Origin of the sequence: Streptomyces sp. NPDC018833 (genome assembly GCF_044390825.1) — a bacterium.
Classification (GTDB): Bacteria; Actinomycetota; Actinomycetes; order Streptomycetales; family Streptomycetaceae; genus Streptomyces.
In genome coordinates, this window is sequence record NZ_JBIRZM010000014.1 from 32,839 (window position 1) to 46,084 (window position 13,246).

7 protein-coding genes and 6 pseudogenes are annotated in these 13,246 nt (G+C 69.3%); 3 read left to right on the forward strand and 10 right to left on the reverse strand.

Going from position 1 to position 13,246, the window contains the following annotated elements; all coding sequences use genetic code 11:
* Positions 1 to 39: 39 nt before the first annotated feature.
* Positions 40 to 1,752 carry a glycerol-3-phosphate dehydrogenase/oxidase gene (locus ACH5AF_RS25480; RefSeq protein WP_398904534.1) on the forward strand — a complete coding sequence of 571 codons (1,713 nt, stop codon included), beginning with the start codon at positions 40 to 42 and terminating at the stop codon, positions 1,750 to 1,752.
* Between the two features lie 203 nt (positions 1,753 to 1,955).
* Here the strand turns inward: ACH5AF_RS25480 and ACH5AF_RS25485 are convergent.
* Positions 1,956 to 2,204 (reverse strand): annotated as a pseudogene (locus tag ACH5AF_RS25485) (LexA family protein); the annotation flags it as partial.
* Positions 2,205 to 2,501: 297 nt separating this feature from the next.
* Here ACH5AF_RS25485 and ACH5AF_RS25490 point away from each other — a divergent pair.
* Complete coding sequence (locus ACH5AF_RS25490; protein WP_398904828.1) at positions 2,502 to 2,852, forward strand: hypothetical protein; 351 nt, start codon at positions 2,502 to 2,504, stop codon at positions 2,850 to 2,852.
* Here ACH5AF_RS25490 and ACH5AF_RS25495 read toward each other — a convergent pair.
* The 7 genes and pseudogenes from ACH5AF_RS25495 to ACH5AF_RS25525 form a co-directional block, all read right to left on the reverse strand.
* Positions 2,825 to 3,130 (reverse strand): annotated as a pseudogene (locus ACH5AF_RS25495) (hypothetical protein); the annotation flags it as partial. The gene ACH5AF_RS25490 and the pseudogene ACH5AF_RS25495 overlap by 28 nt on opposite strands.
* 1,328 nt (positions 3,131 to 4,458) lie before the next feature.
* Positions 4,459 to 4,919, reverse strand: a pseudogene (locus ACH5AF_RS25500) (ATP-binding protein); the annotation flags it as partial.
* A gap of 12 nt (positions 4,920 to 4,931) precedes the next feature.
* A pseudogene (locus ACH5AF_RS25505) lies at positions 4,932 to 5,595 on the reverse strand (Mu transposase domain-containing protein); the annotation flags it as partial.
* A 692-nt stretch (positions 5,596 to 6,287) separates the two neighbouring features.
* A complete protein-coding gene (locus ACH5AF_RS25510; protein WP_398904537.1) occupies positions 6,288 to 7,370 on the reverse strand; it encodes a PP2C family protein-serine/threonine phosphatase in 1,083 nt (360 codons plus the stop codon).
* Positions 7,346 to 7,816, reverse strand: coding sequence for a DUF317 domain-containing protein (locus tag ACH5AF_RS25515; protein WP_398904802.1), 471 nt, complete (start codon positions 7,814 to 7,816; stop codon positions 7,346 to 7,348). Before ACH5AF_RS25515 ends, ACH5AF_RS25510 begins: the two co-directional genes overlap by 25 nt.
* 27 nt (positions 7,817 to 7,843) lie before the next feature.
* Positions 7,844 to 8,542, reverse strand: a complete 699-nt coding sequence (locus ACH5AF_RS25520) for a permease prefix domain 1-containing protein (protein WP_398904539.1) — start codon at positions 8,540 to 8,542, stop codon at positions 7,844 to 7,846.
* Positions 8,539 to 8,802 (reverse strand): annotated as a pseudogene (locus tag ACH5AF_RS25525) (helix-turn-helix transcriptional regulator); the annotation flags it as partial. The pseudogene ACH5AF_RS25525 and the gene ACH5AF_RS25520, both read right to left, overlap by 4 nt.
* A 172-nt stretch (positions 8,803 to 8,974) precedes the next feature.
* On the opposite strand from ACH5AF_RS25525, the pseudogene ACH5AF_RS25530 reads away from it, so the two are divergent.
* A pseudogene (locus ACH5AF_RS25530) lies at positions 8,975 to 9,216 on the forward strand (transposase); the annotation flags it as partial.
* Between the two features lie 242 nt (positions 9,217 to 9,458).
* Here ACH5AF_RS25530 and ACH5AF_RS25535 read toward each other — a convergent pair.
* Entirely contained in the window at positions 9,459 to 9,812 is a 354-nt protein-coding gene (locus tag ACH5AF_RS25535) for a hypothetical protein (RefSeq protein ID WP_398904540.1), read from the reverse strand.
* A gap of 511 nt (positions 9,813 to 10,323) precedes the next feature.
* The gene (locus ACH5AF_RS25540; RefSeq protein WP_398904542.1) at positions 10,324 to 12,738 is read right to left on the reverse strand and encodes a SpoIIE family protein phosphatase; all 2,415 of its coding nucleotides are present in this window, start codon (positions 12,736 to 12,738) and stop codon (positions 10,324 to 10,326) included.
* Positions 12,739 to 13,246: the final 508 nt, after the last annotated feature.

Sequence of the window (13,246 nt, forward strand, 5' to 3'; positions counted from 1 at the left end):
CCGCGGGACACCAGGCCGGTGCACGAGGAGGTGAGACCCATGGTGAACCCGGTGCCCCTCTCACCCCAGGCACGGGCGCGAGCCCTTGCCGGGCTGGGTGGAGGAGAACTGGACGTCCTCGTCGTTGGTGGCGGGGTGGTGGGCGCCGGGGCGGCCCTGGACGCAGCTACCCGGGGCCTGCGAGTCGGCCTCGTCGAGGCCCGTGACTGGGCCTCGGGTGCGTCCAGCCGTTCCAGCAAACTGATCCACGGCGGTTTGCGTTACCTCGAGATGCTGGACTTCCGGCTGGTCGCAGAGGCGCTGAAGGAGCGTGGACTGCTGCTGCAGTTCCTGGCCCCCCATCTGGTGCGGCCGGTGCCCTTCCTCTACCCACTGCGGCACCGGGTCCGGGAGCGTCCGTACGTCGGAGCCGGCGTTCTGCTCTACGACACGATGGCCGCGGTCTCCGGTACGGCCCGCGGCCTCCCCCGCCACCGTCACCTGCTCAAACGCCAGGCCCTGCGCGAGGCACCCGCGCTGCGCTCCGATGCCTTGGTCGGCGCGATCCAGTACTGGGACGCCCAGGTCGACGACGCCCGGCACACCATGTTCCTCGTCCGCACCGCAGCCGCGTACGGGGCGCTGGCCGCCAATCGCGCCCGCGTCAGTCGCTTCCTGCGCCAGGGCGAGCGCGTGGTGGGCGCCGTAGTGACGGACCTGGAGACCGGAGAGCAGACCGAGGTACGCGCCAAGCAGGTCATCAACGCGACCGGTGTGTGGACCGACGACACCCAATCCATGGCCGGCACCCGCGGGCAGTTCCACGTCCGGGCTTCCAAAGGCGTGCATCTGCTGGTCCCGCGTGACCGGATCAACTCCCGCACCGGCCTGATCCTCCGGACCGAGAAGAGCGTGCTGTTCGTCATCCCTTGGGGGCGGCACTGGATCATCGGGACGACCGACACCGACTGGAAACTGGACAAGGCCCATCCCGCGCTGAGCGCCAAAGACGTCGACTACCTGCTCGAACACGTCAACCGCGTACTGGCCACACCGCTGGTCGCGGAGGACGTCGAGGGCGTCTACGCCGGGTTGCGTCCACTCCTGTCCGGGGAGGCCGCGGAGACCAGCAAACTGTCCCGGGAGCACCTGGTCGCGCACCCGGTCCCCGGGCTCGTGGTGGTGGCCGGCGGCAAGTACACGACCTATCGGGTGATGGCCAAGGACGCGGTCGACGAGGCGGCCCGCGGTCTGGACGAGAAGGTGGCCGCCTGCATCACGCAGCGCGTGCCGCTACTCGGCGCGGATGGCTACCCGGCCCTCTGGAACTGCCGCCACAGCCTCGCCCAGCGTTCCGGGCTGCATGTCGCCCGCATCGAGCACCTGCTGAACCGCTACGGCTCTTTGGTTCCCGAACTGCTCGACATGGTCGCTGATGATCCTTCACTCGCCGAGCCGCTGCCCAGTTCCGACGATTACCTCCGCGTCGAGGCCGTGTATGCGGTCACTCACGAGGGAGCCCGCCATCTGGAGGATGTGCTCGCCCGGCGTACCCGGATCTCCATCGAGTCGTGGGACCGCGGCGTGGACGCGGCAGCTACCGTGGCCGGGCTGATGGCGTCTCACCTGAGTTGGGACCGAGCGCACCAGGACCGCGAGGTCGACCACTACCTCAAGCGGGTGGCGGCGGAACGCGAGGCCCAGCAGCAGCCGGACGATCAGACCGCCGACGCTGTACGGATGGGTGCCCCCGACATCATCCCGGTGCGTTGAGCTTTTCCGGCCCGCGTCCGAAGAGGAGAAGGACATCCCAATCGTGTTGTCACCCCTACAGCCGTGACGGTAGGTGAAGCGTGATAGCAGGCTCTGTGGCACACAGGACGTCGAGGCGGTGGTGGGCGAGAGCCAGGGGGCTGCTGCTTGTGCCCCTTCCCTTCGCGCCGCACGTCGACCGGGCGGACCGCTCTTCGTCGTCCTCAGAGAGTGCGCAGGACGGCGACCACCTTGCCGAGGATGACCGCGTCGTCGCTCGTGATCGGCTCGTACGGCGCATTGTGGGGCATCAGCCACACCCGGCCGTTCTCGCGGCGCAGGCGCTTGACGGTGGCCTCGCCGGCCAGGAGCGCGGCGACGACGTCCCCGTGGTCGGCGGAGTCCTGGCGTCGGACGGTGACGATGTCGCCGTCGCAGATGGCGGCCTCGATCACGCTGTCGCCGACGACTTGAAACCGACGTGTTCGCCGAATCTCGGAGGACTCTTCCTGGCAACCGGCGGCAATTTGCCCTATCGCGTTGAGTCTGGGGTGGGTTCGCTCTCATGTCGTGGGCGAAGTTCTTCCCGTGGCCGCATCGTCGGTCTGGCGTAGGGCGAAGACATCTACCTGACGTGGTGTGGGCTCTCGATGATCACGTACAGAGGCAGCCTGGTCCGTGGCAGGATGACGGTTGTTGACCCGAAAGGTCAACTCCGCGTAGGCGTCCCCAAGGGGCTGCGCGCGAAGCGATGGTCGGGGAGCTGAAATATGGTCGCTTTCTACGCCTCCGCGCTGGACGGAGTCGCCGCCAACCCGGCCCTTCCCACACCGCTGCTTCTGCGGCTGATCGCCTTCGACGGCGGGGGCCACGGGCCGCCCTTCCAAGCCCTCCACCGGCCCGGGCTGCCCGAGCCAGCCGTGGCGGCTGTCCTCACCCACCCGGTCCTGGACACGCGAGTCCAGTTCGCGACGAGCGGCCAGGCGGAGCCCGAGCAGCGCGCTCGGCTCGCGGACGACCTCTCGCCCAAGGTGCGAGCCGCCGTCGCATACGGACCCGAATGGACCCACGATCCCCGGACGAAGGTCCGTCCGACCCCGAACGGCAGGGGCACCGGATAAGCGGAGGCGGCCGGGCCAGCTGGGGTCCAGGTCCCCCCGTCCGCGGATGGGTCGGCACGAGGAGGATGTCGGCGTCCGCGTCGGGAGCGGGCAGTCCCGGTCCGGCCAGGACGGCGCGCCGCGCTGGCGGTCCCGCAGGCAGCAGGGCGTCGAGGGCGCGTTGGAACACTTCCGCGATCAGGCCGTCCGGGGACCGTCACCGGCTGGCCACCCGAGACCGCCAGGAGGTGCGCGAGCGCCCGGCCGGCCGCAGCCTCCCACTGCGGACTCCAGGACCACACACGAAAAGGAACAAATGTCCTCTGCTTGCGAAACAGTGGCATCGTCGCAGCTCGACGGCGGTGTGCCAACGTGTTCTCGTCGGCTGGGGGCCGGAGCGCCGCCACGGCGTGGAGCATCAGCTCCAACGCGAACGGGTGCCGGCTGTCGCCCGTGTGAACATCTGCCGTCCGTTCTCATGGGCGTGCCCATCTGATCAGAGCAAGAATTCGGGGTCTGGCTTCGAACGTCTCACTTGGCCCCAGTTGAACGAGTTCTCTGGCTCCAGTTGGCGATCTTCAGAGGGCGGCGCGAACGAATGCGTTGGACCCAGCCTGCGCCCTGCCCGTGGCCCGAGGTCTGTTTGGGCAGTTGGCCGTAACGCTGACCGAGGCAGACTGGCGACGCCGAATGTCGGCGTGGCATGTCATTGTGGCGGCCGGACGAAGCCAGGGAAGGAGCCGAGGTGGCCTCGCTGGGGGAACGGTTGCGGCATCGGAAGACCGAGGTCTTCGAGGGCGCGCTCTGCGACGCTGTGATGGACGGCCCTGCGGGCGAGGCCGAACTCGTAGCGGCATTGAACGATCTTCCTGTGAGCCGTCACGTGTCTGTGGTCGCGGTGCTGGGCGATGCCCAGGGCTCTGCAGGTCCACAGGCACTGCGAAACGTTCTGACGGCTGAGGGAATGTCGCGGGATGTGCGGTGTGCGGCGGCACTTGCGCTGGCCAAGCGATGCGGGCCGGGTGCGTCGGCTGACCTTGCGCAGGCTCTGTCAGCCCGTGACGCGGTCCTGAAGAACTACGCCATGTTGGGCCTCGCCGGCGCGGGAGACCACAGCGCCTGGGACCAGGCGTTTGTCCGCTTGAGGCAGATCTTGCGCCGTTCGGGACCGCCCCCGGGCCTCCGCTTGCAGCACCTCTCAGTGCAGTCGCAAGTGGCATCAGCGATCTGCTATCTCGGTCGGCATCTCGATGGTGCTGGTGGCGAGCGCAGTGTTCGGCTCGTGGGTGAGCTGCGCGAACACTGGGATCGATTGGGTGCCGCTGAACAAGTGTGGCTCACGGAGATGTGGCCGGGGTGCGTGCCAGATGGGCCACCAGCAGTTGAGGTTCTGCCACCGGAGGGCAGGCGTCTGGAATCCTGGATTCGTGATCCTCTCTTTGGTCCGGTTCACTGACGTCCAGTCACGATCGGTTTTCCCTTCCCGTCGGCGCCGTGACTGTGGCGGTTCGCCGCAGCGTGTCCAGGCCGTTCGTCTTCGGCTTCGATTGCAGGCGAGACGGGCGCTTTGCCTCGATCCGTTCCTCCGGGCGGCGGGGCGGCGACTGTGGAGGAAGCGGCGGATGTGTTGTTGACGGGCCTTGGTGTGGGCGAGCCGGTAGGAGTCGCTGCCGGTCTCGATGATGTCGCCGCCGAAGGTGAGGCGGTCCACGATTGCCGCGCAGAGCCGGGGGCCGGTGAAGGTCTTGGTCCACGAGGAGAACGACTCTACTCGCAGGAGGCCAGGGTGGTGAATGGCGGCCGGTCGACTGCAGGGTTCGCCTCGAACTCGAAGGTGCGCAGTGCCTTCTCGCAGGGAAAGCCTGCGGCTTTGATCCGGCGCTCGGAACGGCGGCGGTTGCGGTCGTCGCACTCAGCCATCAACAACTCGGCGAGGAACCAGCGATAGGTCATCTGGTCGCGGGCCGCAGCATCGGCGAGCTCGGAGAACTGGCCGCGCATCGTAGGCAGTCGCAGGTTGCGGCAGGCCGCGTCGATGGCGGCATCTGCAGCCGGTTCGGCCAGACCGCGGTGGCGGGTGACGCTCATAGCGGGACTCCCTCAGCTGGTGGGATGCCCGGCTGATGGCCGGGTGTGAGGCAGGAGTTGGTCGTAGGCGGCCACCGACGGCAGCGGGCGCGGGTCGGGCGGCAGCGCGGCCAGGCGGCGTGCGGTCAGCGACGCCACCGGAGAGGTGATCCGGCCGAGTGCCGTGTCCGGGCTTGCCTGGCTCGGGGCCTCGTGTTCGGCGGCCCGGCGTGCTTCCAGGGCGACCGCGTCCGAGGTCAGGGCGCCGGCCCGCAGGGCGGCGGCGATCCCGGCGACGACGTGGTCGCGGCTCATATGCCGGTGCAGCAGCAGGACTTCGATCAGCGCGCGGGTGCCGGCCGCATCACCGTGCGCGCGGCTGGTGGCCTCCCACCAGGCGTCGTGCACCGGGGTGAACTTCCCCGCCGCGCGGGCCTGGTCCAGCGCGGTGGCCCGGGCAGCGCGCCGGGCTTGCGCAGGAGTCCTTCCAGGTAGTGGTCCAGGTCCAAGCGGCTGCCGCCGCGAGCGGCCAGGCGCTCGTGCCGGGCACTTCGGCGCGGCCGTCGTAGACCACCACCTCGGAGGCGTGCAGTAGAACGCGGGCCTGGCGGCCGATCAGCCGCACCGGTACCGAGTAGTGGTTCATCCGCACGGTGATCCGCGCGTAGCGGTCCACTCGTGGGGTCAGCAGCCAGCCGGTCGATCAGGTGTTTGTAGGCGTCCAGGACCGACGCACGCTTCGGCATCGGCTTGCGCGGAGAGGGCCACGATGAGGTCACGGCCTCGCGGACCAGCCGCCGGTGGACCCCTAGCGGCGGGAGGGTTCATGGATCTACAGCTTTCCGTACGCGAGTCCCGGCGGATCGCCACGAAGAGCACGACCTTGGATCTCGGGCTGTCCATCCGGGCCTCCTGTCTCTCGGAAGCACGTCGATGCTCTCACCGCAAGGAAGCCCCTGGGACCACTTCTGACGAACACTCATACCGCGATCGAGCCTCAGGGGCCACAGGACCCGTTCCGATGGGGCCAGAGAAGTCATTCACAGCCAGGGGTCGGCATCCAAGCCCACCTCCCCGAGACAGCTCTACGACTCCTCCTCGGCGCGCTGGCCGCAGTGCGTCGCGCCCCTGATCTGGTGCGGTCCGTCCGCTGATGGTGCCAAACCTGATTCCTATCGCCCTACGCGCCCGCCGAGGTCGATCTGCGCCAAGCCTTCGCCAATGTCGGTACGCCGCCTCCGGCGAGCACGGACTGATCGAAAATGCATGCCTCCTGGCCATGTCCGACCGGGCCCGGTATGGCGGACGGTGCTGCCAGGCAAGGCTTGCAGGTCGCCGCGAGCCGTCACCATGGACCCCCTGTCCGCTGCTGCGGCTCCGGAGTCGGGGTCACTTCCAGTCGCGACCCCGATCGCCCGGGTGTGGGTGGCGCTCGATCGCGATCACGACGGCGTCGTCGCCCAGCTGTCCACCGACGTGGTCGAGGAGATCACGCCGGAGGCGACGCAGGAATGCGTCGGGGTTACTCTCGGTCCAGCCCGTAATGCGCTCGGTGAGTGGATAAAAGGCACCGGTGGAGTCGCGGGCCTCGACAACCCCGTCCGTGTAGAGCAGCAAGAGGTCTCCCGCCTCGAAGTTGAATGCGTCAACCTGATACCGAGGGTGTGCCAGTTCACCGAGGCCCAGCGGAGGCGCGGGCTGGTAGGCATCGATCGTCGTGGCACGGCCGTTTCGCAGCACAACTGGCGGTGGGTGGCCGCAGTCGATCATGTGAACCATGCCGTCCTGGTCGGAGATGTCCAGAATGGCGGCGGTGATGAAGGTCTCTCCGGTCTGGTCCGTCTCGCCGGGCTCGGCCAAGCCCCAGCACACGCTGCCATCGAGATAGGTGACCAGTTCGACCAGAGTCGCCTGGCGGTGGGCTGCGGCCCGGAACGCGCCGAGCAGGAGGGCGGCGTCACCGACGGCGGTCATGCCTTTGCCCCGCACGTCGCCGATGATCAGCCGGGTACCGGAGCCGGTGCGTACGGCCGCATACAGGTCACCGCCGATCTGGGCCTCGGCCTCGGCGGCAAGATAGAGGGAGGCGACTCGCAGCGCTCCGATCTGCTTGGGCAGCGGCCGCAGGACGACGCGCTGGGCGGTCTCGGACACGTACCTCACCTGGGTCAGCTCACGGGCACGGCGCTCCCGCAGTACGCAGAAGATCACGAGGCTCGATCCGACCAGGACCAGGGCGGCGATCTGTGCCTGGTGGTTCGCTGAGAACAATTCGTCCGGATCGCGCAGCACCGCGATGATCGCCTGAGCCACCACCGCGAGGGTGGCAATCAGTCCCGTCAGCCACGGGCCGGCGAACGACGCGGTGATCGCCGGGGCGGCGACCAGCAAGGGCCCCAGGTGAATGTGCGGCGGCGCAAGAACGTCGATCACGACGACCGCCACCATCAGCGCGATCGGGATGGCCACCATCGCATGACCCCCTCGCGCCGACGGGCGAAGACCGACGAGGCGCTGCAACACCCCTCCTCTCTACACCTGCCTTGCCCGGCGCGCACCACCAGTACCACAGCCCGCGCCAGCGCCCCGCGCCACGCCCCGCCGCGCCGACCCCAGCGAGCGAGGCGCGGCGCCCGCGAAGGGAGCGACGCATCCGTCGCCGCTGTGGTCGCCGGCGCCACGTAGACGTGGCGCCCGGTGTGGAAAGGAGCGTCTTTCACCATGCGGTGCACCGGCTCGGTGGAGATCTGCGAGGCAGTGAAGGCTGCGACGAGCGCGGTGGGGGCACCGGTGGAGAATCGCTGCCGCCAGTGCGGCTCACCGGCCGAGAACGCCACACCGCAGCTCCTGTTCAGCACCTTCCACCCGGCTGTCTCTCCAAGGTCAAGAACCGGACCTTTGGAGAGGGGCAGTGACAGTCAGCCGATGGCGGCCCCAAGGACGCGTCAACCGTGCAGCCTGGAGACGGCGGGTTCGTGGAGCGGTAGACGGGCGCATCGCCGGCACGCGCGCGCAGAGGCCGCAACCACGGCGTGTGACGCCGCTGCGAGCGAGCCTGCGAGCGCGATCAGCGGCCAGTTCGTGGCCAGAAGGGAGGCGATGGCGAGCGTGAGCGTGGCGATGCCCATGGCCACGCTCGCGGTGGTACCGGCCCATGCCACCGTGTGCGGCAACCGGTGCGGCGTGGGCAGCCAGCGGGCGAGGGTGCCGGTGGCGGCCAGCGCCGCCGCGGCGAGCAGTGCGGCGGCGGCCGCGATCCCGGCCAAATGGACGGCCAGCAGCTGAGCCATGCGCGGCACCAGCCAGTCCTGGCCATGGTCGGCGCTCGAGACCATGTACCAGCAGGTGATCAGGAAGGGAGCGGTGAGAGTCACGGCGCGGGCGGTGTGCCGCGCTTGGGCGAGTGTCAGTTCTCGCTGGCAGCTGGGCACCAGTTCGTTGGGGGTCCCGAACTCCCGCACCGCGTGCCGGGCGGCGCGTTCGCGAGGCATCCCTTCGCCGGCGTACGCGGCCACCGTGTCCTCGAGGCCGTCGCGTATCTCCTCGATCATCCGGGCCTTGGGTCGGGCGGGGCCGTGCAGGGCGGCCGTCAAGGCCGCGACGTAGTCCTCGACGGGGCCGGCCTGCCGACCGGCGGCGTTCACGTGGCGGGCCGGGGCGAGAGGGCCGGCTCCATGACGGAGCCGATCGCTGCCGTGAACTCGCGCCACGCCGTCCGCTCGCCGGCCAGGCTGCTCCGCCCAGCGTCGGTGAGTGCGTAGCAGCGGCGGCGCCGTTCGCCGACGGATTCCCAACTGCTGCTCAGCAGCCCCAGCCGCTCCAGTCGGTTCAACGCCGGATAGATCGTGCCCGTCGGCAGATCGAGCACGCCTCCGCTGCGCTGCCGGACAGCGGCGATGATCGCAGCTTCGGCGCCGGCCGCGATGGGCCGCTCAGCATGCCGGGCGAACTCGTCCGCCAGAAGACCCAGGAGACCTGGCCCACCTGGGAACAACTGATGACCCGACCTTCCGGCTGGAACGACTACGACGGCTACCAGCCGAAGACGTGAGGACGGGTCCCCGGTTCCGGACGGACTGTGGGAGATCGCCAAGCCGTTGATCCCGCCGTCGAGGGTGCGGCCGCAGGGCGGTGGGACGCAGGACACGCCTGATGAGACGCTGTTCGCGGCAATCGTCTATGTGTTGGTGAGCGGCTGTGCCTGGCGATCGTTGCCGCCGTGCTTCGGGTATCGAAGTCGACGGCTCACCGCAGCTTCGTGATCTGGTCCCGGGCCGGCGTGTGGGGCGGTTGCAGCAGTTCCGTGAGGCGGCGCGTTCGGAGTTCCCCGCGAACCGGCTCTCGCGTACATGCTGAAGATCCTGGCCGCCGAGGGCATGGACCTCGACAAGTGCCGCGACTGGGAAGACCTCCGTGTGGAGAAGGGTCGGCCCGTGCGTACCGAAGAGGCCTCGACCGTTGCCTAAGCACTCCCGCGGCCGCCGTCCTCGATTCGTGTTCATCGAGTCGGCCGATGGGTGAGCGGTAGGACGTCGTGCCGCTTACAACCGGGGGGCTGGGTCACTGGTGTCCGGCATGCCTGGTCATCTGGTGAGGGCAGTTAGCGCAGCGCGTGCTCGGCCTCGTGCTCGAGCCTGATGACTCGAAGCCGGAGCAGAGGCACAGATAGCAATTCCGACGGTCCTCGTCGAATTCCAGTCCGCTGGCCGACAGCCGCGCCGTGGCGGCTTCTTCGACGCTCCGCATCTGCTCTTCAAGCTTCGCGAAATCAGCTTCATTCTGTTGGAAGGCGCGCTTCTGGGCGTCTGTGAGGCTGGTGTCCTGGCGTTGCATGTTCCCTCCCGGCATGGGTGGGGCGTCCTTCTCTGCTGTTTCCACCATCGCCCTATGGCCGGGGCGGTGCATGTCGAGCATTGGCAACCCTCCAGCCACACCCGCCCTTCCTCACTCCAGGCTCCGGGATTGGGTGACCTGCTTCCCGCTAGCGGAAGAGGCGGTGGGGCTGCGCCGACGCCGCACGGCTGGCACTGTTGACCTGGCTGTCGTACTACGACCGGCGCCGCCGCCACTCCTCGGCAACGCCCTCCAACGGGTGTCGCGCCCGGCACACAGCGAGGTGGGCGCAGGAACGAAGCGGACCCCCTCCACGCGGCGATGGGGACGGCACAGCGCCCATCCCGGGGGAAGAATGCAAGGCGCTGCGCTCAGCCGCACCGCGGCCGATCCAACATGGCCGGCTGCGCCTGGCATGGTCGGGCCGGCCGGGGCATCTCTGCGGAAGGTCCCCGCCGCAGGATGATCACCCGGACGGGCCGGGGGCAGGACCGATTCCTCGGCAACGCCTGCGCAGCCGCGGATTCTGCCCAACCTGCGGGACGCGCTGCGCCCGGGGACCGGCCGGCTCCCGCAGCGCCATAATGCGGTTCTACAGGCCCGCCATCGACTGTTCGGTCCAGACGGTCTTGCCCTCGCGCGTGTAGCGGGTGCCCCAGCGCTCGGTGAGCTGGGCCACCAGGAGCAGGCCACGGCCGCCCTCATCGGTGGTGCGGGCGCGACGCAGGTGTGGTGAGGTGTGGCTGGCGTCGGCGACCTCGCAGACGAGACATCGTTCACGGATGAGTCGCAGGGTCACGGGGCCGCTGGCGTAGCGGTAGGCGTTGGTGACCAGTTCACTGGCGATCAATTCGGTGGTGAACGCCAGGTGTTCCAGTCCCCATTGGGTGAGTTGGGCCGTGGCGAGCGCTCGGGCCTGGGCGGCGGCGGTTGGCTGCAGCGGCAGTTGCCAGGAGGCGACGTTCTCCGGTGGCAGTACACGGGTGCGTGCGATGAGCAGGGCGATGTCGTCAGCGGGCTGTGCGGGCACGAGGGAGTCGACAACCGCCTGGCACGTCTTCTCCAAGGCGTCCGCGGGGTGCGTGAGCGCTGTGCGCAGCCGTTGCAGGCCCGTGTCGACGTCCATGTGGCGTTCGCCGATGAGTCCGTTGGTGTAGAGCGTGAGCAGGCTGCCCTCGGCCAGTTCGATCTCCCGGGTCTCGAACGGCAGACCGCCCAGGCCGAGCGGTGGACCGGGGGGCAGGTCGAGCAGGCCTGCCTGTCCGTCCGGGGTGGTCACGACCGGAGGGGGGTGACCGGCGCGCGCCGCGGAGCACTGCCGGGAGACCGGGTCGTAGACGGCGTACAGGCAGGTGGCGCCGACGATCTGCTCGCCCACGGGTCGTTCGCCGGCTGTCTCTTGTTCCGCGGCAAGGAGGTTGACCAGGTCGTCCAGTCGGGAGAGGACCTCGTCCGGTTCCAGATCGAGGGTGGCGAGGGTGTGCACGGCGGTACGCAGCCGGCCCATCGTGGCAGCGGCGTGCAGTCCGTGGCCCACCGCGTCGCCGACGACGAGTGCGACTCTCGCCCCGGACAACGGGATGACGTCGAACCAGTCACCACCGGGACCGGGGGCCGTACTGGCCGGAAGGTAGCGAGGGGCCACTTCGACGGCCGGCTGGTGCGGAATCGTCCTCGGCAGCAGGCTGCGTTGCAGGGTGGACGCGGTCTGCTGCTGCTGGGTGAAGCGTCGGGCGTTGTCGATGCTGACGGCGGCGCGCGAGGCGAGTTCCTGGGCCAGTGTGAGATCGTCGGCCTCGAACGGCTCGGGGTGCCGCGATCGCCACAGGCTCATCACGCCCAGTACCAGGCCGCGCGCGGCCAGCGGCACCACGATCAGGGAATGGGCCGAGAGGTCCGGTGCGTGCTCGCCCTGACGCGGTTCTGCCAAGAACCAGTCGGGCGAAAGGACCTGTTCGAGGAGGGGACGCCCGTCGGCCAGGCAGCTGGCCTGTGGTGTGCCGGGTGCGAACTCCGCCGGCTCCCCTTCCGGGTGCGCCGGGTCGGGCTGCTGGGCCACGACGCCGCGTACCGCGACCCGTGCGACAGGCCCCGCCAGCCCCTGCGCCGGCTCCTCGCCGCGCATCACCGGTTGCGACAGGTCCACCGATACGTGGTCGGCCAGGTGGGGGACCATCACATCCGCGAGTTCGCAGGCGGTCTGTCGCACGTCGAGCGTCGATCCGATGCGGGCTCCGGCCTGGGCGAGGAGTGCCAGGCGAAGTCGGGCCCGATGGCGTTCGGTGACGTCCTCGATCGTCTCGGCCACTCCCAGGACCCGGCCGGCGGGATCTTCCAGTCGGAAGGCCGAGACGGACGCGGCCCGCACTCGTGCCGGATCCCGCAACAGGCGGGCGTACTGCTCGGTGGAAACCAGTGATCTTCCGGTCTCCATCACCTGGCGGACCCGGTCCACGGATTTCCGTGCGTCCTCGGCAACCAGCAGGGCGCCCGTGGGCATTCCCCGAAAGGAAGCGGCCGGGATTCCGGTGAACCGTTCGACCGCCCTGTTGACCCGCAGAATCGTCATTTGGGGGCTGTGGACGGCCAGACCGATCGGACACCGGCGGAACAACCCGTCGAGGACCGCGCGGTCTCTCTGCCATTCGAGGACCTCCGCCGCGGGCGCCCCGACGAGGAACCATTCGCGGACATGGTCACCACGCAGCAGCGCACGTGCCCGCAGACCCATCTCCACGAGCCGCCCGCTGCGATGCCGCACCGCCAGTACGCCGAACCAGCCACGGTCTCTCCTGCACGTCGCCGCGGCGTCCTCGGCGGCCCGCCGGTCGCCGGGCTCGATCAGGACGTCGAAGACCGGACGGCCGATCACCGCGGACTGCGGGTAGCCGAGCAACTCCTGGGCGCGCAGGCTCCAGCCGACCACGGTGCCCCGGTCGTCGAGCACCGCCGAGGCGGCGTGGTGCAGAGCGAACGGATCGTCCCCGCTCTCGCTGAGCACCGTCATCCGCTTTTCCACCCCGGACACCACCTCGAATCGGATACTGATGTTCCCCCTGGCTCTTCGCACGCGGCCGGCAACCGGCGTGACTCAGACCCGGGTGGGTCGCTCCCTGCTCCAACGCTTGGTGCGGGGACCAGGCTGATGCCATGTGACGTATTGAACTCGGTCAGGGGCCAGCAGCCCGCCGGGCGCCGTGTCACGGCGTGGCGACCATCACCCGCACGGTCCCAAGAAGGCTCCGCCCCGCCATCCACGCCACAGGGGCTCGTACTCCAGCGGCAGTTCGTTATCGTCGCTGGTCAGCAGCTGCTTTTGGAGCGTAGTGGTCAGTAGAGCGCACGAACGCATCCGGCCACCAGGAGATTCCTGTGCTCCCGCCCTGGCTTTCCCCCCTCCGCTCCCTTGGCGCACTCCAGCGAGTCCTGCTCGTTGCGCTCCTCACCCCTGCCCTGCTTATCGCCTTGGTCGCGGCGGTCCCCGCCCTGATGCTGCTGCTATCCCGTTGCTGTCA

Bases quoted from the DNA above. Each gene is read 5' to 3' on its own strand.
- ACH5AF_RS25490 (WP_398904828.1), top strand. From the start codon at position 2,502: ATGGTCGCTTTCTACGCCTCCGCGCTGGACGGAGTCGCCGCCAACCCG.
- ACH5AF_RS25480 (WP_398904534.1), top strand. From the start codon at position 40: ATGGTGAACCCGGTGCCCCTCTCACCCCAGGCACGGGCGCGAGCCCTT.
- ACH5AF_RS25535 (WP_398904540.1), bottom strand. From the start codon at position 9,812: ATGCTCGACATGCACCGCCCCGGCCATAGGGCGATGGTGGAAACAGCA.
- ACH5AF_RS25510 (WP_398904537.1), bottom strand. From the start codon at position 7,370: ATGGTGGCCATCCCGATCGCGCTGATGGTGGCGGTCGTCGTGATCGAC.
- ACH5AF_RS25540 (WP_398904542.1), bottom strand. From the start codon at position 12,738: ATGACGGTGCTCAGCGAGAGCGGGGACGATCCGTTCGCTCTGCACCAC.